This is a genomic window from Streptomyces sp. NPDC014861 (assembly GCF_043081625.1).
Lineage (GTDB): Bacteria > Actinomycetota > Actinomycetes > Streptomycetales > Streptomycetaceae > Streptomyces.
The window spans coordinates 1-22,012 of the sequence record NZ_JBIBWV010000016.1 but is presented as its reverse complement, the minus strand read 5'-3'; the positions used below and the strand labels follow the sequence as shown (position 1 = coordinate 22,012).

Here is a 22,012-nt window from a genome sequence, read left to right as displayed (position 1 = left end):
CGCGTGCCGCGCGGGCGCGCCGGACCGGCACCCCGTGCCGAGCCGCACCGTGGCTTACGGCACGGTTCACCTCGCGTTCACTCTCCACGGCTGACCGCTTCACCTGATCTGCCTAATTTCGGCCTTACGCGGTGCACGGAGCCTGACGATGCACCCACAACCCGACACGCGCCGCCCTCGAAGCGACGGACACCCGGTCCGGAACACGGCGGCCTCTGGAAGGAACCTCCGAAAGTGAAGCTTTCGCGCAAGAACGGGCTTCGCGCCTCCGCGATCGGTGCCCTCGTCGTCTCCGGTGCGCTGGTCCTGTCGGCGTGTGGCTCCGACGACAACACCGAGCCCACCAAGGGCGGCAGCGGGCAGACCTCGGCCGCGGCGTCGAACATCAAGTGCGACGGCGCCAAGGGTCAGCTGCTCGCCGCGGGCTCCAGCGCGCAGAAGGGCGCGATGGACCTGTGGGTGAAGAACTTCCAGGCCGCCTGTGAGGGTGTCGAGGTCAACTACCAGGCCATCGGCTCCGGTGGTGGCATCACCAAGTTCAACCAGGGCCAGGTCGCCTTCGCGGGCTCCGACTCCGCCCTGAAGGACGAAGAGGTCGCCGAGTCGAAGAAGATCTGCAAGGGCGGCACCGGCGTCAACCTGCCCATGGTCGGCGGCCCCATCGCCATCGGCTACAAGCTGGAGGGCGTGGACAACCTCGTCCTGGACGCCTCCACCCTCGCCAAGATCTTCGACAACAAGATCACCAAGTGGAACGACCCGGCGATCGCCAAGCTGAACCCGGACGCCAAGCTCCCGGACAGCAACATCCAGGCCTTCCACCGCTCGGACGAGTCCGGCACCACCCAGAACCTGGGCAAGTACCTCTCCACCGCCGCCCCGGCCGACTGGAAGCACGACCCGAAGACCAAGTCGTGGCCCGCCCAGGGCGGCCAGGCCGCCAACGGCTCCTCCGGCGTCGCGACCGCCGTCAAGGACGCCGAGGGCTCCATCGGCTACTTCGAGCTCTCGTACGCCACCGCGAACAAGATCTCCACCGTCAGCCTCAACACCGGCGCCTCCGCCCCGGTCGCGGCCACCTCGGAGAACGCCTCCAAGGCCATCGCCGCCGCCAAGATCAAGGGCACCGGCAACGACGTGGCCCTCTCCCTCGACTACGCCACCAAGGCCGAGGGCGCCTACCCGCTGATCCTCGTCACCTACGAGATCGCCTGCGACAAGGGCAACAAGGCGGAGACCCTGCCGACCCTGAAGGCCTTCCTCAACTACACCGTCAGCGACGAGGGCCAGAAGGTGCTCGCCGACGCCGGCTACGCCCCGCTCCCGGCCGAGATCGCGGCCAAGGTCCGCGCGATCGTCCCCACCCTGTCCTGACCCCCGGCCGGTGGCGGCCCCTCACCTCCCGTGGGGAGGCCGCCCCCGGCATCCGGTGCACCGCCGCCAGGAGCCGTACCCCGTACGGCTCCGCAGACCGGAGAAACCGATGGTTACCACGACACCACCCATAGACCAGAACAGGAGCAGGCGCGCCACGAGCGCGGCCCGCCCCGGGGACCGCGTCTTCCGCGGCCTCTCCCGCGGCTCCGGCATCACCCTGCTCGTCATCATGGCCGCGATCGCGGGCTTCCTGACCTACCGCGCGGTCCTCGCCATCTCGAAGGACAGCACCAACTTCTTCACCACCTTCGAGTGGAACCCGGCCGGCACCCCGCCGGTCTTCGGCATCGCCGTCCTCGCCTTCGGCACGATCGTCTCCTCGATCATCGCCATGCTCATCGCCGTGCCGGTCGCCATCGGCATCGCGCTCTTCATCTCGCACTACGCCCCGCGCAAGCTGGCCAAGCCGCTCGCGTACGTCGTCGACCTGCTCGCCGCCGTGCCCAGCATCATCTACGGCCTCTGGGGCGCGATCTTCCTGGTCCCGTACCTGGACGGCCTCAACAAGTGGCTCGACCAGTACCTGGGCTGGACGTACATCTTCGACAAGTCCAGTGACGGCGTCGCCCGCAACATGTTCACCGTGGGCATCCTGCTGGCGATCATGATCCTCCCGATCATCACCAACGTGACCCGCGAGGTCTTCCTCCAGGCCCCGAAGATGCACGAGGAGGCCGCCCTCGCCCTCGGCGCCACGCGCTGGGAGGTCGTCCGCATGGCGGTCCTGCCCTTCGGCCGCTCCGGCATCATCTCCGCCTCGATGCTGGGCCTCGGCCGCGCGCTCGGCGAGACGATGGCCGTCGCCGTCGTCCTCTCGCCCAGCTTCGTCCTCTCGGGCCACCTCCTCGACCCGGGCGGCGGCACCTTCGCCCAGAACATCGCCGCGAAGTTCAACGAGGCCAACGAGTTCGGCCGGGACGCGCTGATCGCCTCCGGCCTCGTCCTCTTCGTCATCACCCTGCTGGTCAACGGCGCCGCGCGCATGATCATCGCCCGCCGCAAGGAGTACTCGGGGGCCAACGCATGAGCCACGCCGTCCAGGAACGCCCCGTGGCGTCCACCAAGCCCCGCGGCCCCCTCTCCCACGCCCGCCTCCCGCGCTGGACCCCGCTCGCCGTCGCGGCCGGCTCCATCGCCGCCGGCGTCGGCATCGGCCTCGCCGCCGGCTGGCACAGCAAGGTGCAGTGGGGCATGATCTCCGCGCTCCTCTTCGTCCTGGTCACCTACGCCGTCACCACCAAGGTGGAAGGCTCCCGCCAGGCCAAGGACCGCGTCGCCACCAGCCTCGTCTGGGTCTGCTTCGTCCTCGCCGTCGTCCCGCTGCTCTCGCTCGCCTGGGTGACGATCAGCAAGGGCATGGAAGTCCTCGACGGCTACTTCCTCACCCACTCGATGAACGGCGTCCTCGACGCCGAGGCCGGTGGCGGCGTCTACCACGCCCTCCTCGGCACCATCGAGCAGGTCGGCATCGCGACCCTCATCGCCGCGCCGATCGGTCTGCTCACCGCGGTCTACCTGGTCGAGTACGGCACGGGGAAGCTCGCCAAGGCCGTCACCTTCTTCGTCGACGTCATGACGGGCATCCCGTCGATCGTCGCCGGCCTCTTCATCCTCGCCACCTGGAACCTGATGCTGGGCTTCGGCCCCTCCGGTTTCGCCGGCGCGATGGCCCTCGCCATCCTGATGATGCCGGTCGTCGTCCGCTCCACCGAGGAGATGCTCAAGCTCGTCCCGAACGAGCTCCGCGAGGCCTCCCTCGCCCTCGGTGTCCCGAAGTGGCGCACGATCCTGAAGGTGGTCCTCCCCACCGCGATCGGCGGCATCACCACGGGCGTCATGCTCGCGGTCGCCCGCATCACCGGTGAGACGGCCCCCGTCCTGCTCCTCGTGTTCGGTACGAAGCTCATCAACCCGAACCCCTTCGAAGGCGCCCAGTCCTCCCTGCCGCTCTACGTGTACGAGCAGTACGCGGTCGGCACCGACGCCGCCGTGGCCCGCGCCTGGGCCGCCGCGCTCGTCCTGATCGCCTTCGTCATGATCCTCAACCTGGTGGCCCGCGGCATCGCCCGCTGGAAGGCCCCGAAGACCGGCCGCTGACCGCGGCGACTGGATGTGAACTGATATGGCCAAGCGAATCGACGTCAGCGGCCTCTCCGCGTACTACGGCAGCCACAAGGCGATCGACGACATCTCCATGACCGTCGAGCCCCGCTCGGTGACGGCCTTCATCGGCCCCTCCGGCTGCGGCAAGTCCACCTTCCTGCGCACCCTGAACCGCATGCACGAGGTCACTCCCGGCGGCCGCGTCGAGGGCAAGGTGATGCTGGACGACGAGAACCTGTACGGCTCCGGGGTCGACCCGGTCGCGGTCCGCCGCACCGTCGGCATGGTGTTCCAGCGCCCCAACCCCTTCCCCACCATGTCGATCTTCGACAACGTGGCGGCGGGCCTGCGGCTGAACGGCAAGTACAAGAAGGCCGAGCTCGCCGACATCGTGGAGCGCTCCCTCAAGGGCGCGAACCTGTGGAACGAGGTCAAGGACCGCCTCAACAAGCCCGGCTCCGGCCTCTCCGGCGGTCAGCAGCAGCGCCTGTGCATCGCCCGCGCCATCGCGGTCGAGCCGGACGTCCTGCTCATGGACGAGCCCTGCTCGGCGCTCGACCCGATCTCGACCCTCGCGATCGAGGACCTGATCGGCGAGCTGAAGGAGCGCTTCACGATCGTCATCGTGACGCACAACATGCAGCAGGCCGCCCGCGTCTCGGACCGCACCGCGTTCTTCAACCTGGCCGCGGTCGGCCAGCCCGGCAAGCTCATCGAGCTGGACGACACCGAGCGCATCTTCTCCAACCCGAGCGTCCAGGCGACCGAGGACTACATCTCCGGCCGCTTCGGATAAGGACTCGTCTGCGGTGCTGCATGGCGGTGCCACCGTAAGACGAAGGGCCCGGCTCCCCCAGGGGAGCCGGGCCCGACCATTTCCAGCCACAGATCGGCCTCAGCCGAAGAACAGCCGCACCACGTCAGCCGAAGAACAGCTGCACCACGTAGAAGCTCAGCGCCGCGACGATCGCCGCAGCCGGCATCGTGATGAACCAGCCGAGGATGATGTTCTTCGCGACGCCCCAGCGCACCGCGTTCACCCGCTTCGTCGCGCCCACGCCCATGATGGCGGAGGTGATGACGTGGGTGGTGGAGATCGGCGCGTGGAAGAGGAACGCCGAGCCGAACATGATCGACGCACCGGTCGTCTCCGCCGCGAAGCCCTGCGGCGGGTCCAGCTCGATGATCTTGCGGCCGAGGGTCCGCATGATGCGCCAGCCGCCCGCGTACGTACCGAGCGAGAGCATCACGGCGCAGGCGATCTTCACCCAGACCGGGATGTCGTCGCCGGCCTGCTGCACGTCGGCGATGACCAGGGCCATCACCACGATGCCCATCGTCTTCTGCGCGTCCTGGAGGCCGTGGCCGAGCGCCATGCCCGCCGCCGAGACCGTCTGCGCGATGCGGAAACCGCGCTTGGCCTTGTGCGGGTTCGCCTTGCGGAAGATCCACAGGATCGCGCACATCACCAGGTAACCGGCCACCAGGCCGACCACCGGCGAGATGAACATCGGGATGACGACCTTGTCGAGGACGCCGCCCCAGATGACCTCGGTGCCGCCGGCGAGCGCCGCGCCCACCATGCCGCCGAAGAGGGCGTGCGAGGAGGAGGACGGCAGACCGAAGTACCAGGTGACCAGGTTCCAGATGATCGCGCCGACGAGCGCGGCGAAGAGGATGCCCATCCCCTTGTCGCCGTGCGGCGTCTCGATCAGGCCCTCACTGACCGTCTTGGCGACCCCGCTGCCCATGAAGGCGCCGGCGAGGTTCATGACCGCGGCCATCGCGAGCGCGGCGCGCGGGGTCAGCGCCCGCGTCGACACCGAGGTGGCGATGGCGTTGGCGGAGTCGTGGAAGCCGTTCGTATACGTGAAGCCGAGCGCGACACCGATGGTCACGATCAGGGCGAAGGTGTCCACGAAGCCTCAGGACTCCTTGACCGCGATGGTCTCCACCGTGTTGGCCACGTGCTCGAACGCGTCGGCCGCCTCTTCCAGCACGTCGACGATCTGCTTCAGCTTCAGCACCTCGATGGCGTCGTACTTGCCGTTGAAGAGCGTCGCGAGCAGCTTGCGGTGGATCTGGTCGGCCTGGTTCTCCAGGCGGTTGACCTCGATCCAGTACTCGGTGAGGTTCGACATCGTCCGCAGGTTCGGCATGGCCTCGGCGGTCAGCTCGGCCGCCCGCGCCAGGACCTCGATCTGCTGCTCGACGCCCTTGGGAAGCTCCTCCACGTTGTAGAGGACGACCAGGTCGACGGCCTCCTCCATGAAGTCCATGATGTCGTCGAGGGAGGACGCGAGGTTGTAGATGTCCTCGCGGTCGAACGGCGTGATGAAGGAGGAGTTCAGCTGGTGGAAGATCGCGTGGGTGGCGTCGTCGCCGGCGTGCTCCGCTGCCCGCATCCGCTCCGCGATCTCGGCCCGGGCGGAAGGCTCCGCCCCGAGCAGTTCCATCAGGAGCTTGGAGCCCGTGACGATGTTGTCCGCGGACGCGGCGAACATGTCGTAGAAGCTCGTCTCCCTGGGGGTCAGACGAAATCGCACGTGAGGTCCTCGGGGTGCTGGGTTTCGGTCAGGCTGATGCTAGGCGCATCATCCGGCCACGGCTAACCGGCGTCCTCTCAGTGTCGCCCATCAGGCACAGTGATCTGCACGAGGCCCCCGCCCCTGTCGGCGGGGATCGGTACCATATACCCACGAGGGGTATACACCCCCTTTTCTGGACAACGGGAGGACGCGATGACGACCACCGAGGCGGACCAGGTCACCCCCGAGGCCGTCGAATCCGTCGAGCCGGCCGACCACGCCCACGGGGTGCACGGCTACCACAAGCAGAAGGACGAGCACCTCAAGCGGCTGCGGCGGATCGAGGGCCAGATCCGCGGTCTCCAGCGGATGGTCGACGAGGACGTCTACTGCATCGACATACTCACCCAGGTCTCGGCCTCCACGAAGGCGCTGCAGTCCTTCGCGCTCCAGCTCCTGGAGGAGCACCTGCGGCACTGCGTGGCCGACGCGGCCGCCCACGGCGGCGACCTCGACGCGAAGGTCGAGGAGGCCACCAAGGCGATCGGCCGGATGCTCCGCACCTGAGCGGACCGCTTCCGACGGCTAGCCGCCGGCCGGTTCGACGCGGAGGACCTCGTCGATCAGGTCGGCGCTGAGCCGTTCCCCGTCCGCGGCCGAGGCGGCGATCATCAGCTCGCCGCACAGCTCTATCTCGGCAAGGGCGACGCGGTCGGGATCAGCGGTCGCGGTTGCGGTACCGGGCGGAGCCACGCGCATTCACCTCTTCCTGCCGGAGTCGGTGTCCCAGCGTAGGGATCGCGCCACGGACCGCGCATGACACGGACGGACCATTTGGCGATGGTCCGAACCCCCGCGCCGCTCCGGCGGGCGGGACCGGGCGGCGGGCAGGCGCGCGCCTCAGACCTCGACCTTGCCCGCGTAGATGTCGCGCCCGTCCGGCAGGGCGACCGCGACCCGCGCCCCGAAGCCGTACAGCAGCGTCGTCGAGGCGACGGCGACCGTCCGCCCCTGGTTGCTGAAACTGAACTGGTGGCGGACCTTCCGCAGCCGGCCGGCACCGTCGAGGTACGCGTCGAAGGGCACCGCGTCGGTGGTGAACCCTTTCGCCGCCGCGGCGAGCGCGCCCCTCAGCTGCGGGACGGCGAGCTTCGCCGCCGCGCCGATGTCGGCGACGCCCCGGTAGTGGCGGACCCTCACCCCCGCGAGCTCCGTCTCCCCCGCGTACGTCACGTCCCGCGCCCCGCGCAGCAGCTCGGCCGCCGCGCCGGGGTCGGTGGCCCCGCCGGTGACCAGGTTGCCGTCGTCGAGGGCGGTGGTGTCGACCCGCACCCACTTGTCGGCGGGGACGCCGGCGCCGCGGTTCTTCATGTAGAGGGCGCCCGGGGTGAGCAGCTCGGTGATCGGCCGGTGCTCGCTGGTGCCGGCCGCGTCCTTGGGGAGCACCACCTGGAGGTGGCCGGTGCGGCGGCGGAAGTCGTAGCCGCCCTCGCCGCGGATGGTGACGCGGGTCCCGCCGGCGGCCATCTCCATCGCGGTGGACGCCTTGGAGGTGCCGGCCCTGACCAGGGCGTCGGCGGCGCCCCGCACGGCGCCGGCCGGGTCCGGCAGCGGCTCGGGCTCCTCGCCGGCGGCGCAGCCGGCGACCGCCACGGCGACCAGGGAGGCGGTGACGGCGAGGGCCCCGCCGCCGAGACCGCGCGGACGCGCGTACCGCTGCACCACCATCGCCCGTCGACCCCCAAGCACCTGGATTCCCGATGCGGATAACGACGGCACGGGCGAGCCGTCACGCGCAGTACGGTGGGGGCGTGCATGAGCAGCCCGCGACCGGTCCGCACCGTACGACGACGCAGGAGCGGGGCTCCTTCGCCCTGGCCCGCTGCACCTGCGGCTGGTCCGGCCCGGCCCGCCGCTCCCGGGACCGCGCCCGCACCGACGCCGCCGAACACGAGGACACCGCGCGCCACGAGGGAGTACGCCCCTAGGGCCTGTCCTCAGGCCCGGGCCGCGAGGTCTTCGCCGTCCCCTCCGCCCTAGGCCGCGAGGCCTTTGCCGTCCTGTCCGTCCTCGGCGGCTCCGCCGAGGCGGGGTTCGGGGATGCCGAAGGTCTCGGTCCGGGCGGCGGCGGGGGTGTCGGCCCGGCGGGAGCGGACCAGCCACGCGCCGCGGCGCGCCCGACCGACGGCGGAGACCAGCGGGGTGAGCAGCGCCAGGGTCAGCGGGGCGAGGAGCAGGGCGACGGCGGTGCCGAGGGCGAAGCCACCGATGACGTCGGTGGGGTAGTGGACACCCATGTAGACGCGGGCGAAGCCCTCGGCGAGGGCGAGACCGATGGCGGCGAGGCCGAAGCGGCGGTGGGCGACGAAGAGGGCGACGGCGATCGCCATCGCCATGGTGGCGTGGTCGCTGACGAAGGAGTAGTCGGTCTTCCCGTCGACCAGCACCTCCAGACCGTCGAGGTCCTCGAACGGGCGGGGCCGCTCGACGAAGCCGCGGATGGGGATGTTGACGAGGAGCGCGACGCCGGCCGCGAGCGGCGCCCAGACGATGCCGGCGACGGCGGAGACGGAGTCCGCGAAGGTGCCGCGCCGGCGGACGCTCCACCAGCACCAGAGCACCACGAGGACCATCGCCAGCATGATCCCGTACTCACCGGTGAACCCCATGACCCGGTCGAACCACGGGGGAGCGTCCTTGGCCAGCCCGTTGATGTCGTACAGCAGGCCGACATCGGGACTCGAACCGTCCGATGCGAGTTCAGCCATCTGCCGCGGCCCCTTGCTCTCGTGTCTGGTTGCCAACCCCCGTGGTTCAGACGTGGTCGGAGTCTTCGGTGGAGGGAACGAACCCGCTGAGGCGCGCGTTCCGCCCAAGCCCGTGGATCATGATGACGTTACCGAAGAGTGACGCTCTCCCGCAGCTCAGGGCCTGCGCCTGACGGAGAGTTCCGGCCAGGCGGTCCGTCAGTTCACGCGCGGGCTCCGGGAGGACGGGTGGGCAGCGCGGCGGCGCCGTCCTTCGTCACCCGGGTCGCCCCGAAGTAGTCGGGCGTGTCGATCCGGGTGAAGCGGATCACCGCGCCCGTCCGCGGCGCGTCGATCATGTAGCCGCCGCCCACGTAGATGCCGACGTGACGGATCGCCCGCGAGTTCGTCAGGTCGTCGGAGAAGAAGACCAGGTCACCGGGGAGCAGCTCGTCGCGGCGCGGATGCGGACCCGCGTTGTACTGGTCGTTCGCCACGCGCGGCAGCTCGATCCCCACCTCGCGGTACGCCGCCTGCGTCAGCCCCGAGCAGTCGAACCGCCCGCCCTGCGCCGCCGTCCCCGTCCCGCCCCACAGGTACGGGGTGCCCAGCTTGCCCTGGGCGAAGTGGATCGCGCCGGCCGCCTGCTGCGAGGGCGCCACCCGGCCCTGCGGGCGGGCGAAGCTCTTCTCCAGGGACCGGATGATCCGCACGTAGTTCCGCGTCTCGTTGTACGGCGGGACGCCCCGGTACTTGATGACGGCGTAGGCGCCCGCGTTGTACGCGGCCAGCATGTTGCTCGCCGGGTCGCCCGGCACCTTCCTCACGTAGCCGGCCAGGGCGCAGTCGTACGAGGCCGCCGAGGGGATCGCGTCCTGCGGGTCCCAGATGTCCTTGTCGCCGTCGCCGTCCCCGTCGATGCCGTGGCTCGCCCACGTCCCGGGGATGAACTGAGCGATGCCCCGCGCGTCCGCCGGCGACACCGCCCGCGGGTTCCAGCCGCTCTCCTGGTAGAGCTGCGCGGCGAGGAGCGCGGGGTTGATGGCGGGGCAGAGGTTGCCCCAGCGCTGCACGAGCCCCTGGTACATGGTCGGCACCGCGCCCTTGGCGAGCGCCACCGTGCCGGTCGCCGCCGTGCCCGCGCCGCCGAGGAATCCGGCCGCCGCCGCGTACGTACCGACCAGCAGCAGGGCCAGGAACCCGGCACAGAGCCCGAAGGCCCCGCCGGCCAGCAGCCACGCCTTGCCCGCCCTACGCACCGTCAACCACCCCTCGGTCCCTGGCAGTACGCCCCGGAGGCCAGTCTAGGCGGGGCGCCCCCTCCTGGGGACGGCGCGTGGACGACGCGGCCCCAAGAGTGCAACAACGACAATCATTGCCCGGAGTCACCCCCCGTGATACACAGAGTGACCATACGCTTCTTCGTATCGAATCCGGCCGAACCACCGCAGGTCAAGACGGTCAGACCGGTCAAGTGTGCGGGGATCGGGTAAAGAGAGCCGTCAAGCCGTCACACGCGAGCGGTTTCATCAGCGAAGATAGTGGCGATGACCCATGCCGTCCGGCAGGGGTGACCAACGACCCGACAGGGGCGGTGAGTTCTATGTACCTGGCGGCCGAGAAGGGCGACATCACCACCATCATCGGTGGAATCGCCCCGAACTGGGGTCCTTTCGGGGGCCTCGGCGCCGAGGCCAAGATCATGATCGAGGTCGTGATGGCGGTGGCCATCCTCCTCTGCCTCGGCATCGCCATCTGGGGTGCGGCCAAACAGCGCATCGGCGCGACCGCGCTCCGCGACACGTTCAGCGCCGAGCAGGGCAAGGGCCTGATCGTCGCCGGCCTCACCGGCGTCTTCATCATCGGCTCCCTCGGAACCCTCTTCACCATCGTCTACGGAATGGCGATCTGACCGCACGTCTCCTGACGCACGGTCATCCAGCACCACTGTCGTACCCGCGAACGAACGAGGGGGCGTACCCGGCATGAGTCCCGGCGACGAGCACGACGGCTACGGCGGCTCGGGCCAGACCCGTACCCGCCTGCCCGAGGGCAACACCGGTGACGTCCACGGCGGCACCCGACGCCCCGCCCGCGGCTCCCGCTCCCTGCTCACGGGCGTGGGCGTGGTGGTGCTGCTCGTCGCCGCCATCGCCTTCGCCAACCGCGGCGGCGGCGACCCCGCCGGCTCGTCCCCCTCCTCCGGCACCCCCGGCAAGGCCGGCTCCACCGCCCCCACCGGCACCCGCCCGGTCACCGGCACCGACGGCACCGTCCCCACCGGCTACGCCCACGACGAACAAGGCGCCCAGAGCGCCGCCGCCAACTACGCGACGGCCCTCGGCTCCACCGACATGTACCAGAAGGGCCCCCGCGAGGCCCTGATCCGCGCGGTCTACGCCCCTGCGGTCGTCGACAACCTCCTGAAGCGCCTCGACGACTCGTACTCCCCCGCCCTCATGGCGAGCGCGGGACTGGAGCCGAACGGCACCGCGCCGAGCGGACTCACCTTCGTCGCCCGCACCGTACCGATCGGCACCAAGGTCACCGACTACTCGGGCGACGAGGCCACCGTCGAGGTCTGGTACGTCAACCTCACCGGCCTCGCGGGCGAGGGCTCCACCAAGCCGGTCACCTCCGCCTGGTTCACCAGCACCCAGAACCTCAGCTGGACCGCGCAGGGCTGGCGGCTCACCTCGACCGACGAACACGAGGGCCCGACACCGGTCAACGGGGACAACCGGGCCTCCGTCGCCGAAGAGATCGCCGAGGCCGTCGAGCAGTACGGAGGGTTCACCTATGCCCGCTAACCACAGCCGGGCAGGACGCGTGAGGGCGACGCTCGCCACCACGCTCCTCACCCTCCCCGTCCTCCTCGCCTCCCCCGCCCAGGCGGCACCCACCCCCACACCCTCGGCCCCCACGCCGTCCCCCACCCCCACCAACGACGACTGCAGCCTCCTCATCGGCCAGGCACGCCAGATCTGCGAACGCGGCCAGGCCGGCACCGGGACGGGCGGCACCGGCGGCGGCACCGGGGACGCCCCCGCCTCCGCCCTCGACCCCCTCTCCTCCCTCGCCCGCGGCTGCGCCGACGCCGCCGTCGCCGTCGTCGACTACCTCTCCAAGGCCGTGAAGGAGACCGCCGAGGTCGACTTCACCAACACCGAGTTCCTCTCCCGGTACGCCGTCGTCTTCGCCGCCGCCACCTTCCTCACCGTCCTCCTCTGGCTGCTCGCCGTCGCCAAGCGCGCCATGCGCGGCGTCCCGCTCACCACCGCGCTCTCCGAGGCGATCGGCTTCCTCTGGCTGACCGTCCTCGCCTCCGCCTTCACCCCGCTGGTCCTCTACACCGTCGTCAACGCCACCGACGCCATCACCGAGGTCATCGCCTCCGGCACCGGCCAGCAGACCGACGTGTTCTTCGGCGCGTTCAAACAGGCCCTCCAGAAGGGCGACAGCATCAGCGGCGGACCGATCATGCTGATCATCGTCAGCCTGGTCACCGTCCTCGCCGCCGGCGTGCTCTACCTGGAGCTCTTCCTCCGCGCCGTCCTCCTCTACGTCGGCGCCCTCCTCGGCGTCGTCGTCTACTCCGGCCTCGTCGACAAGAACATGTGGGGCCACGTCCGCCGCTGGGCCGGCATCATGATCGCCGTCATCCTGGTCAAGCCGATCATCGTCATCGTCCTCGGCCTCGCCGGCGCCCTCTCCTCCGGCACCGGACCCGACTCCTTCTCCGCCGTCGTCTCCGGCCTCGCGATCATCCTGCTCGCCATCTTCGCCTCCGCGATGATCTACCGCTTCGTCCCCGGCTTCGGCGACGAGATCGTCGCCTCCCGCAACAACCGCGTCCACCGCGCCGGGGAGAACGCGGCCGCCGCCGTCATCTCCTCCCCCGCCTCCCTCGTCTCCCAGGGCATCAAGACCCACAGCACCCGCGACAGCGGCTCCGGCGGCGGGCAGGCCACCTCCTCCGCCGCCCCCCGCCCCGCGAACCAGCTCTCCGGCGGCGTCGCCGCCCACAGCAGCCGCACCCCCCAGGGCGGCGGCGCCACGCCCCCGCCCCGCAGCAGCAGCCCCACCGCGGGAACCCCGCACAGCAACCGCAAGAACTCTGGAGGTGCAGGGCGTTGACGACCCAGTCCCAGCCGGTCACGCCCCGCCGCACGTATCTCATCGGCCGCGCCCGGCCGAACGCGATCGTCGGCAAGAACCGCGAGACCGGCGAGATCGCCCTGATCGTCGCCGGCGCCTTCCTCGGCATGATGAGCGGGCTCCTCATCCCCCTCCTCCCCCTGCGGATCGCACTCCTCGCCGGCCTGCCCATGCTCGCGATCGCCGCCGTGTACCTCCCGTACAAGCAGCGCACCTTCTACAAGTGGTTCGAGATCAACCGCAGCTACAAGCGGATGCTCAAGCGCGGCACCGCCTACCGCTCCGCCGCCGCCGAGTCCGGCACCCGCGTCGACGGCCGCGAGGTCGAGGTTGGCCCGCCGCCCGGCATCGGCCGCGTCAGCTGGCTCTCCGCCCCCTTCGGCCCCGACGAGATCGCCGTCCTCCTCCACGCCGACCGCCGCACCGTCACCGCCGCCATCGAGATCGAGGGCCCCGGCGTCGGCCTGCGCGACTCCGAGGACCAGGAAGCCCTCGTCGACCGCTTCGGCACCCTCCTCAAGCACGTCGCCAACGGAGACGGCTTCGTCACCCGCCTCCAGATGCTCGCCCGCACCCTCCCCGCCGACCCCGACGCCCACGCCAAGGACGTCGCCCAGCGCGGCGACTCCACCGCGCCCGGCTGGCTCCAGGAGTCGTACGACCAGCTTCAGTCGATGGTCTCCACCTCCAGCGAGCAGCACCGCGCCTACCTCGTCGCCTGCATGCACTACACGCGCGACCTCGCCGCCGAGGCCAACGCCATGGCCCACGCCACCCGGCACGCCACCGGCGCCCGCCGCCTCGACCGCGACGGCGGCCTCGCCGTCGTCATGGCCCGCGAGCTCACCGACATCTGCGCCCGCCTCACCGAGGCCGACATCCGCGTCCGCCAGCCCCTCGGCCAGTCCCGGCTCGCCTCCCTGGTCCACTCCATGTACGACCCGGACCACCCGATCGACCACATCCAGGCCATGACGAAACGAAACGCTTGGCCCGCCGAACTCGACGCCATGGAGGCCACCTACCTCCAGGCCAAGACCCGCGAGTCCTCCACCCGCGCCCCCTGGTGCCACGCCACCGCCTGGGTCAAGGAGTGGCCGATGACCCCGGTCGGCGTCAACTTCCTCGCCCCGCTCCTCGTCCACACCCCCGACGTCATCCGTACCGTCGCCGTCACCATGGACCTGGAACCCACCGAGGTCGCGATCGAGCGCATGCTCACCGAGAAGACCAACGACGAGGCCGAGGCCTCCCGCCAGGCCAAGATGAACCGCACCGTCGACCCGCGCGACATCGCCGCCCACGGCCGGCTCGACCAGCGGGGTGAAGATCTCGCCAGCGGCGCGGCAGGCGTCAACCTCGTCGGGTACATCACCGTATCGGCGCGCTCGCCCGAGGCCCTGGCCCGCGACAAGCGCACGATCAGGGCCTCCGCCGGCAAGTCGTACCTCAAGCTGGAGTGGTGCGACCGCGAGCACCACCGGGCCTTCGTGAACACCCTGCCGTTCGCTACCGGCATCCGCCGCTAAGGCCGAAGGGGCACCGACCGATGCGAGACCCGCTGTCCGTCCTCACCGACGCCTTCACCTCCTTCGTCCTCGGCAAGGTGGAGACCACCCGCCTGCCCGTCCGCACCTCCACCGGACAGGCCCAGGCCGTCTACCTGCCGACCGCGGCCCCCGGCCTCGGCGACTCCGGCGTGATCATCGGCCGCGAGGTCTACAGCGGCAAGGGCTACGTCTACGACCCCTTCCAGCTGTACGGCCAGCAGCTCCCCGCCCCCCACTGGCTCGTCCTCGGCGAGTCCGGCAACGGCAAGTCGGCGCTGGAGAAGACCTACGTGCTCCGCCAGCTCCGCTTCCGCGACCGGCAGGTCGTCGTCCTCGACGCCCAGGGCGAGGACGGCGTCGGCGAGTGGAACCTCATCGCCCAGGAGCTGGGGATAACCCCCATCCGCCTGGACCCCATGGTCGCCAACGACTCCGGGATCCGCCTCAACCCCCTCGACCCCGCCATCACCACCACCGGCCAGCTCGCCCTGCTGCGCACCATCATCGAGGTGGCCATGGGCCACGGCCTCGACGAGCGGTCCGGCTTCGCGCTCAAGGTCGCCCACGCCCACGTCAACGAGCACATCAGCGAACGCCAGCCGATCCTCACCGACATCGTCGAGCGACTGCGCCACCCCGAGGCCGAGTCGGCCGAGGCGATGAACGTCGACATAGACGATGTACGGGCCTGGGGCCTCGACGTGGCCCTCGTGCTCGACCGGCTGGTCGACGGCGACCTGCGCGGCATGTTCGACGGCCCGACCACGGTCGGCATCGACCTCGACGCGCCCCTGATCGTCTTCGACCTCTCCCACATCGACCGCAACTCCATCGCCATGCCCATCCTCATGGCGATCGTCGGCGTGTGGCTGGAACACACCTGGATCCGCCCCGACCGGAAGAAGCGCATCTTCCTCGTCGAGGAGGCCTGGCACATCATCAACAGCCCCTTCGTGGCCCAGCTGTTCCAGCGCCTGCTCAAGTTCGGCCGCCGCCTCGGCCTCTCCTTCGTCGCCGTCGTCCACCACCTCTCCGACGTCGTCGACGGCGCCGCGGCCAAGGAGGCGGCGGCGATCCTCAAGATGGCCTCCACCAGGACCGTCTACGCCCAGAAGGCCGACGAGGCCCGCAACACCGGCCGCGTCCTCGGCCTGCCCCGGTGGGCCGTCGAGATCATCCCGACCCTCACCCCCGGCATCGCCGTCTGGGACGTCAACGGCAACGTACAGGTCGTCAAACACCTCATCACCGAGCGAGAACGCCCGCTCGTCTACACCGACCGCGCCATGACGGAGTCCTCGGGCCCCGCCGACCCGGAACTGGAGTGGGAGACCGAGCAGCGCGCCCTCCTGATGGAACGGCAGATGGACGACAACCCCCGCTCGACGGTGGCGTGACGTGACGGAGGCACGGCAGAGGCAGGGCGGCGGCGTCTCGGACGGGTTCCTGATCGGGCTGTTCGCCCTGATCCTCGGCCTGTCCCTGCTCGTCTGGTCCGCGACCGGGCTGGCCGGACTCCTCGCCCACGGCGCCTGGCCGGACGGGGTCGAACTCACCCGCACCCCGCCGGCCCTCCGCGCCCTCGCGATCGCCCCCACCGACCTGGCGGCGGCCTGGCCGGCCACCCCGCCCGGCCAGCTCTCCGGCTACGGCCTCTTCTGGGGCCTGGTCATCGGCCAGGCGATGATCCTCGGCGTCCTCGCGTTCTTCCTCCTCGGCACCTTCGTCCGCTGGCGCGCCGTCCGCGCCCACCGCAAGGCGGGCGCGTACCCCGGCGCGACGGCCCCGGTCGGCCACCCGGCCCAGGCCGCCCAGACCCAGGCCGCCCAGACCCAGGCCACCCAGGCCCAGGCCCCCGGGCAGGAGCACCCCGCCCACGCACCGGAGCGGCCCCGGCCCGCCCCCGTACCGATACAGAAGACCGCGCCCCCGCCGCGCACCCCGGCCCCGCACCCGCACCCCGAGGCCGCCCCCGGACCCGTACCCGGACCCACCCCGGACCCGCACCCCGACGCCGTCCTCGTACCCGGACCCGGCCCCGCCCCGACCCCCGATGCCGCACCCCGGACGCCGGAAGCCGGCCGTACCGTCTACGGCCCGCCCGAGACCCGCCGCCCCCTCGCCATACAGGCCGTCCGCGACGCCGAGGGCCCGGTGCTGGTGGTCACCTCCGACCCCACCGTCTGGGCGGACACCAAGGACGCACGCGGCAAGCTCGGCCCGGTCCTCGTCTACGACCCCGGCCACCTCTGCGACACCCCGGCCCGCCTCCACTGGTCCCCTGCCGAGGGCTGCGCCGACCCCGACACCGCCCAGGCCCGCGCCGCCGCGCTGCTCGCCCCGGTCCGCCCGCACTCCCGCCTCGACGCGGCCACCGCCACCACCGCCGAAACGCTCCTGCGCTGCTGGCTGCACGCCGCCGCCGTGGACGGCCGCCCCTTCCGCCAGGTCCACCGCTGGGCCCAGGGCACCGACGCCCACGAGCCGGTACGCATCCTCCGCGGGCACCCCAAGGCCGCCTCCGGCCTCGCCGGACTCCTCGAAGCGGCGCTCACCGCCCACCCCGAGAGCCGCCGACTGGCCCAGGAACTGACCGCCCGCGCCTTCTCCGCGTTCTCCTCGGTCCACATCCGCGAGGCCTGCACCCCGAATCGAACGGATTCGCTGGCCCTGGCATCTTTCGTCGCGGAAGGGGGCACCCTCTACGTGGTGGGCGAGCCGATCGAGGATCCGCGCACCCACCCGGGCGCGATGCCCCTCCTCACCGCGCTCACGTCGCACGTGGTCGAGCACGGCCGCCGCATGGCCGCACGGTCATCCGACGGTCGGCTCGACCCACCACTCACCCTGGTCCTCGACGACGTCGCCGCCGTGGCCCCGCTCCCGGACCTCCCGGCCCTCCTCGCGGACGGCGCCGCCCGGGGACTCCCCGGCCTGGCCCTGATGCGCTCCCCCGAACAGTCCCGCACGCGCTGGCCCGAGCCCACCGGGCGGTACCCCTAGGCCACCGCCCTCAGACCGTCCGCAGCAGCTCGTACTCGTTCTCGTACGCGCCCGTGTCACCCGGCATCGGCACCCGCTCGCCCGAGGGCACGAAGCCGAAGCGGCGGTAGAAGGCGGCGGCCCGCGCGTTCTCCTCGTGGACGTACAGCCGGACCCGCCGGACCCCGTCCACCGTCCACGACCACTCCACGGCCGCCCGGAACAGCGCGTCGACCACGCCGCCGCCGCGCGCCTCGGGCCGGACGAAGACGCCCACCAGGTGCGTCTGGTCGACCTTCGCCGCGTCACCGAACCGCACCTCGTCCGTGGGCCGTTCGACGAGGACCGTCACCGTGCCCAGCCAGCGCCCGTCCGAAGCCTCCGCGACGAACTGCCGCACCCGGCCCTCGCCCGTCGCCGCCGCGGCCGCCGTCCGCTCCTGCCAGAAGTCGTCCGGACGCGCCTCCGCGTCCGCGTGGGTCTCCAGGAAGGCGAGGTGCGCGACGGGGTCCCGCAGCGCGGCGAGCCGCAGCTCGCGCGCCTTCTCCCACTCATCGGCCAGGACGGAACGGATCTCGTAGTTCATGCCCGGCATCCTCGCCGCCCCCGGCCCCCGCCCACAAGGGGAATTCGCAGCTCAGCGCCGTGTGTCGTACCACGGTACGACGCCGTCCCGCCGGCTGCCGACCACGGTCGGACGCCCCCGCCCCGCCGCCTCCGTAGCGTCGACCGCATGATCCGAGCAGAGCGACTCACCAAGCGGTACGGCGACCGCACCGTCGTCCGGGACCTCTCGTTCACCGTCCGCCCCGGCACCGTCACCGGCTTCCTCGGCCCCAACGGCGCCGGGAAGTCCACCACTTTGCGCATGATCCTCGGCCTGGACACCCCGACCCGCGGCACCGCGACCGTCGACGGCCGCTCGTACGCCGCCCACCCCGCGCCCCTCACCCAGGTCGGCGCCCTCCTCGACGCCCGCTCCTTCCACCCCGGCCGCACCGCCTTCCACCACCTCATGGCCCTTGCCCACACGCACGGCATCCCGCGGGCCCGCGTCGAGCACGTCCTCGGCCTCACCGGGCTCGCGGACGCCGCCGGCCGCCGCGTGAAGGGCTTCTCGCTCGGCATGGGCCAGCGTCTCGGCATCGCCGCCGCCCTCCTCGGCGACCCGGCCACCGTCGTCCTCGACGAACCCGTCAACGGCCTCGACCCCGAGGGCGTCCGCTGGGTCCGCACCCTCCTCACCTCCCTCGCCGCCGAAGGCCGCACGGTCCTGGTCTCCTCCCACCTGATGAGCGAGATGGCCCTGACCGCCGACCGGCTCGTCGTCATCGGCAGGGGCCGGCTCCTCGCCGACACCACCGTCGCCGACCTGGTCCGCGACGCGGGCGCGGCCTCCGTCCTCGTCGTCACCCCCGACGCCGACCGACTCCGCGCCCTCCTCCCGGCACCGGCCCGCACCACCGCCGAGGCCCCCGGCACCCTCCGCGTCACCGGCCTCGACGCCCCCGCGATCGGCCGTCTCGCCGCCGCCCACGCCGTCGAACTCCACGCCCTCACCCCCGAAACGGCCTCCCTGGAGCAGGCGTTCATGGACCTCACCCACGACTCCGTCGAGTACCAGGGAGCAGCAGCATGACGACCACCACCGCCCCCGCCCCCGCCCCCTACGGGGTGACCCTGCCCCGCGTGCTGCGCTCCGAATGGCACAAGCTGTGGACGCTCCGCTCCACCTGGATCAGCGCCCTGTCCGCGGTCGTCCTGGTCCTCGGCGTCGGCGTCCTCATGGGCACCACGTACACCTCCGACGGCGGCGACTCCGACGTCGACACCGTCGTCCTGACCCTCTACGGCTCACAGCTGGGCGGCATCGCCCTCGCCGTCCTCGGCATCCTCGTCACCGCCGGCGAGTACTCCTCCGGCCTCGCCCGCGCCACCTTCACCGCCGTCCCCAGCCGCCTGCCGGTGCTGTGGGCGAAGGCCGCGGTCCTCGGCACCGCCGTCCTCGGGCTGAGCCTCCTCACCAACCTGACGACCTTCCTCACCGCCCAGGCCTTCCTCCACGACACCGACCAGGACGCCTCCCTCACCGACGACGGCGTCCTCGCGGCCCTCGCGGGCAACGCCGCCTCCCTCGCCCTGCTCGCCCTCCTCGCCCTGGGCCTGGGCGCCGCCCTCCGGTCGGTGCCCGGCGCGCTGGGCGCGTTCATCGGCGGCGTCCTGGTCCTCCCCGAGGTCATCGGGATGCTCCCGTACGACGCCGTGGACACCGCGCTGCGGTACTTCCCCACCCAGGCCGCCGGCGTCCTCGGCTCCGCGACCCCGCTGCCCGGCGCCCCCTCGGCCGGCGCGGCCCTGCTCGCCCTCGCCCTGTGGACGGCGGCGGCCCTGGCCGTCCCCGCGTTCCTCCTCCGCCGCCAGGACGTACGGGGATGATGACGAGGTGACGACCGAGACGACGGCGCCCAGCCGGTACGCGCACCAGCTGATCACCCGGGTCCGGGCGGCCGACGCGGCCCGCCCCTGGCTCTGGGACGGCGCGGTCACGCTCGGCTGGACGGCGGCGGCCCTGGTGGACGCGGCGGGCGGCTGGCGGAACGTGGCCCGGGACCCGTCCCTCCCCGCCGGCCTGATCGTCGCGCTCAGCCTCGCCCTCTCGATCCCCCTCTACGCGCGCCGCCGCCACCCCACCACGGTGCTCGCCGTGATGACGGCCGCGGCCTTCGTCAGCGAGGTCTCCGGGGCCTTCCTCCAGGCCGCCTTCCTCCAGTTCCTGCCGCTGTACCACCTCGCCCTGACCCGTCCGCCGCGCCGCCTCCTCTGGTCCTTCGCCCTGCTCCTGGCACCGATCCTGACGGGCGCGCTCCGCTTCGACGGCAAGGACTGGGACCTGCATGTCGTCCCCACCCTGTGGGCGTACGTCCTCGTCGCCCTGGTCGGCATCACGGTCCGGTCCCGCCGCGACCACACCGCGAGCCTCGTGGACCGGGCCCGCCGGCTGGAGATCGAGCGGGACCAGGAGGTGCGGCTGGCGGCAGCCGCCGAACGGGCCCGTATCGCCCGGGAGATGCACGACATCATCGGGCACAACCTGTCGGTCATCACCGGCCTCGCGGACGGCGGCCGTTACGCGGCGGCGAAGAGCCCCGAGCGGGCCGCCCAGGCCCTGGACGCGATCGGCACCACGAGCCGTCAGGCCCTCGACGAACTCCGCCGCCTGCTCGGCGTGTTGTCGGCCCCCGACGACGGCACCCCGGCCGCCGCCCGTACCCCCCAGCCGACGCTGGAGGACCTGGACTCCCTCCTGGAGGGTGTACGCAGGGCGGGGCTGCCGGTCGCGGCCGAGCTGCCGTCGCCGCTCCCGTCCCTGCCGCCGGGAGCCCAACTGACCGTCTACCGCGTGGTCCAGGAGTCCCTGACCAACACCCTCAAGCACGCGGGCCCGAAGGCCAGGGCCGACGTCCGCCTCGCGTCCGGCCCGGACGCCGTCCTCGTCACCGTCACGGACACGGGCGTCCCGTCCGCCACCCCCGGCCAGGGCCAGGGTCTCACCGGAATGCGCGAGCGCGCGGCGCTCTACGACGGCACACTCGACTGCGGTCCCCTGCCGTCCGGTACCGGCTGGCAGGTACGACTCCGCATCCCCACCGCACCCTCGCCCGCTGCCTCACCCGCTTCCGCTTCCGCTCCGGAGGAGTCCCACCCGTGACGACGGTCCTGATCGCCGACGACCAGCCGATGCAGCGCTTCGGATTCCGCATGCTCCTGGAGAGCCAGGACGACATGACGGTCGTCGGGGAGGCCGCGAACGGCGCCGAGGCCGTCCGCCAGGTCGCCGAACACCACCCGGACGTCGTCCTGATGGACATCCGCATGCCCGGCCTGGACGGCATCGAGGCGACCCGGCGCATCATCGCCGCGGGCGCCCGCACCCGCGTCCTCATCATCACCACCTTCGACCTGGACGAGTACGCGTACGACGGTCTCCGCGCCGGCGCGAGCGGCTTCCTGGTGAAGGACGCCCAGCCGGAGGAGCTCCTCGCCGGTGTCCGCGCGGTGGCGGCGGGCGACGCGGTCGTCGCCCCCAGCCTCACGCGTCGTCTTCTGGACACGTACATCCACCACCTGCCGTCCACGCCCGCGTCGACCCCCGCGCCCGCGCGGCAGGACCCCCGTCTGGCCTCCCTCACGGACCGGGAGCACGAGATCCTCACCGTCATCGGCCAGGGGTGGACCAACCTGGAGATCGCGGACCGTCTCCACCTCGCGGAGTCCACGGTGAAGACCCATGTGGGCCGCATCCTGGCGAAGACGGGAGCGAGGGACCGCGTCCAGGCGGTGATCCTGGCCTACGACACCGGCCTGGTGAAGCCGACCTAGCCCGGGAGCCGGCCGTTCCCGGCGAACCCCTCGAACCCCTGAACGCAGAAAAGCCCCGCACCATAAGGTGCGGGGCTTTCCCACAATGATTGTTCGGCGGTGTCCTACTCTCCCACAGGGTCCCCCC

General features: G+C 71.7%; 23 protein-coding genes. 16 read left to right on the top strand and 7 right to left on the bottom strand.

The window, feature by feature from the left end; genetic code table 11:
- Positions 1 to 234: 234 nt before the first annotated feature.
- From pstS to pstB, 4 genes are all read left to right on the top strand, one after another.
- The gene (gene pstS / locus ACF1BN_RS26375; protein WP_392334078.1) at positions 235 to 1,374 is read left to right on the top strand and encodes a phosphate ABC transporter substrate-binding protein PstS; all 1,140 of its coding nucleotides are present in this window, start codon (positions 235 to 237) and stop codon (positions 1,372 to 1,374) included.
- 109 nt (positions 1,375 to 1,483) lie between these two features.
- On the top strand, positions 1,484 to 2,464 hold the full coding sequence (gene pstC, locus ACF1BN_RS26370) for a phosphate ABC transporter permease subunit PstC (RefSeq protein WP_392334077.1): 981 nt from the start codon (positions 1,484 to 1,486) through the stop codon (positions 2,462 to 2,464).
- Complete coding sequence (gene pstA, locus ACF1BN_RS26365) at positions 2,461 to 3,534, top strand: phosphate ABC transporter permease PstA (protein WP_392334076.1); 1,074 nt, start codon at positions 2,461 to 2,463, stop codon at positions 3,532 to 3,534. Before pstC ends, pstA begins: the two co-directional genes overlap by 4 nt.
- A 25-nt stretch (positions 3,535 to 3,559) precedes the next feature.
- Entirely contained in the window at positions 3,560 to 4,336 is a 777-nt protein-coding gene (gene pstB, locus ACF1BN_RS26360) for a phosphate ABC transporter ATP-binding protein PstB (protein WP_392334075.1), read from the top strand.
- A 124-nt stretch (positions 4,337 to 4,460) separates the two neighbouring features.
- On the opposite strand, the gene ACF1BN_RS26355 is transcribed toward pstB, so the two are convergent.
- Positions 4,461 to 5,459: an inorganic phosphate transporter gene (locus tag ACF1BN_RS26355; protein WP_360308143.1), complete on the bottom strand. Its 999-nt coding sequence runs from the start codon at positions 5,457 to 5,459 to the stop codon at positions 4,461 to 4,463.
- A 6-nt stretch (positions 5,460 to 5,465) separates the two neighbouring features.
- Positions 5,466 to 6,086 carry a DUF47 domain-containing protein gene (locus ACF1BN_RS26350; RefSeq protein WP_053643397.1) on the bottom strand — a complete coding sequence of 207 codons (621 nt, stop codon included), beginning with the start codon at positions 6,084 to 6,086 and terminating at the stop codon, positions 5,466 to 5,468.
- Between the two features lie 195 nt (positions 6,087 to 6,281).
- On the opposite strand from ACF1BN_RS26350, the gene ACF1BN_RS26345 reads away from it, so the two are divergent.
- Positions 6,282 to 6,635 (top strand): metal-sensitive transcriptional regulator, encoded by a 354-nt coding sequence (locus ACF1BN_RS26345; RefSeq protein WP_229883913.1) that lies wholly within the window; start codon positions 6,282 to 6,284, stop codon positions 6,633 to 6,635.
- A gap of 18 nt (positions 6,636 to 6,653) precedes the next feature.
- Here the strand turns inward: ACF1BN_RS26345 and ACF1BN_RS26340 are convergent, their stop codons facing one another.
- Positions 6,654 to 6,821 (bottom strand): hypothetical protein, encoded by a 168-nt coding sequence (locus ACF1BN_RS26340; protein ID WP_376598902.1) that lies wholly within the window; start codon positions 6,819 to 6,821, stop codon positions 6,654 to 6,656.
- Between the two features lie 147 nt (positions 6,822 to 6,968).
- Positions 6,969 to 7,796, bottom strand: a complete 828-nt coding sequence (locus ACF1BN_RS26335) for a hypothetical protein (RefSeq protein ID WP_392334074.1) — start codon at positions 7,794 to 7,796, stop codon at positions 6,969 to 6,971.
- Positions 7,797 to 7,879: 83 nt separating this feature from the next.
- Between ACF1BN_RS26335 and ACF1BN_RS26330 the strand changes: the two genes are divergently transcribed.
- Positions 7,880 to 8,056: a hypothetical protein gene (locus ACF1BN_RS26330; protein ID WP_392334073.1), complete on the top strand. Its 177-nt coding sequence runs from the start codon at positions 7,880 to 7,882 to the stop codon at positions 8,054 to 8,056.
- A 48-nt stretch (positions 8,057 to 8,104) separates the two neighbouring features.
- Here the strand turns inward: ACF1BN_RS26330 and ACF1BN_RS26325 are convergent, their stop codons facing one another.
- Positions 8,105 to 8,836: a phosphatase PAP2 family protein gene (locus tag ACF1BN_RS26325; RefSeq protein ID WP_392334072.1), complete on the bottom strand. Its 732-nt coding sequence runs from the start codon at positions 8,834 to 8,836 to the stop codon at positions 8,105 to 8,107.
- 203 nt (positions 8,837 to 9,039) lie between these two features.
- Complete coding sequence (locus tag ACF1BN_RS26320) at positions 9,040 to 10,080, bottom strand: NlpC/P60 family protein (RefSeq protein ID WP_392334071.1); 1,041 nt, start codon at positions 10,078 to 10,080, stop codon at positions 9,040 to 9,042.
- Positions 10,081 to 10,418: 338 nt separating this feature from the next.
- On the opposite strand from ACF1BN_RS26320, the gene ACF1BN_RS26315 reads away from it, so the two are divergent.
- The 6 genes from ACF1BN_RS26315 to ACF1BN_RS26290 all read left to right on the top strand — a co-directional run bounded on the left by ACF1BN_RS26315 (position 10,419) and on the right by ACF1BN_RS26290 (position 17,526).
- Positions 10,419 to 10,727, top strand: coding sequence for a hypothetical protein (locus tag ACF1BN_RS26315; protein ID WP_189951126.1), 309 nt, complete (start codon positions 10,419 to 10,421; stop codon positions 10,725 to 10,727).
- A 73-nt stretch (positions 10,728 to 10,800) separates the two neighbouring features.
- A complete protein-coding gene (locus ACF1BN_RS26310; RefSeq protein WP_392334070.1) occupies positions 10,801 to 11,625 on the top strand; it encodes a hypothetical protein in 825 nt (274 codons plus the stop codon).
- Complete coding sequence (locus tag ACF1BN_RS26305; protein ID WP_392334069.1) at positions 11,615 to 12,952, top strand: hypothetical protein; 1,338 nt, start codon at positions 11,615 to 11,617, stop codon at positions 12,950 to 12,952. Before ACF1BN_RS26310 ends, ACF1BN_RS26305 begins: the two co-directional genes overlap by 11 nt.
- The gene (locus ACF1BN_RS26300; protein ID WP_392334068.1) at positions 12,949 to 14,502 is read left to right on the top strand and encodes an SCO6880 family protein; all 1,554 of its coding nucleotides are present in this window, start codon (positions 12,949 to 12,951) and stop codon (positions 14,500 to 14,502) included. The genes ACF1BN_RS26305 and ACF1BN_RS26300 overlap by 4 nt, the downstream gene beginning before the upstream one ends.
- A gap of 20 nt (positions 14,503 to 14,522) precedes the next feature.
- Positions 14,523 to 15,920: an ATP-binding protein gene (locus ACF1BN_RS26295; protein ID WP_376598888.1), complete on the top strand. Its 1,398-nt coding sequence runs from the start codon at positions 14,523 to 14,525 to the stop codon at positions 15,918 to 15,920.
- A 1-nt stretch (position 15,921) separates the two neighbouring features.
- A complete protein-coding gene (locus tag ACF1BN_RS26290) occupies positions 15,922 to 17,526 on the top strand; it encodes a type VI secretion protein (RefSeq protein ID WP_392334067.1) in 1,605 nt (534 codons plus the stop codon).
- Between the two features lie 10 nt (positions 17,527 to 17,536).
- Here the strand turns inward: ACF1BN_RS26290 and ACF1BN_RS26285 are convergent, their stop codons facing one another.
- Positions 17,537 to 18,091, bottom strand: a complete 555-nt coding sequence (locus ACF1BN_RS26285; RefSeq protein WP_392334066.1) for a GNAT family N-acetyltransferase — start codon at positions 18,089 to 18,091, stop codon at positions 17,537 to 17,539.
- Positions 18,092 to 18,238: 147 nt separating this feature from the next.
- Between ACF1BN_RS26285 and ACF1BN_RS26280 the strand changes: the two genes are divergently transcribed.
- Genes ACF1BN_RS26280 through ACF1BN_RS26265 form a run of 4 tightly spaced genes read left to right on the top strand, consistent with a single transcriptional unit; the run spans position 18,239 to position 21,885 of the window.
- A complete protein-coding gene (locus ACF1BN_RS26280; protein WP_392334065.1) occupies positions 18,239 to 19,144 on the top strand; it encodes an ABC transporter ATP-binding protein in 906 nt (301 codons plus the stop codon).
- On the top strand, positions 19,141 to 19,941 hold the full coding sequence (locus ACF1BN_RS26275; protein WP_392334064.1) for an ABC transporter permease: 801 nt from the start codon (positions 19,141 to 19,143) through the stop codon (positions 19,939 to 19,941). The genes ACF1BN_RS26280 and ACF1BN_RS26275 overlap by 4 nt, the downstream gene beginning before the upstream one ends.
- Before the next feature lie 7 nt (positions 19,942 to 19,948).
- Entirely contained in the window at positions 19,949 to 21,214 is a 1,266-nt protein-coding gene (locus tag ACF1BN_RS26270) for a sensor histidine kinase (RefSeq protein ID WP_392334063.1), read from the top strand.
- A complete protein-coding gene (locus ACF1BN_RS26265) occupies positions 21,211 to 21,885 on the top strand; it encodes a response regulator (protein ID WP_392334062.1) in 675 nt (224 codons plus the stop codon). Before ACF1BN_RS26270 ends, ACF1BN_RS26265 begins: the two co-directional genes overlap by 4 nt.
- The last annotated feature ends 127 nt before the right edge of the window (positions 21,886 to 22,012 follow it).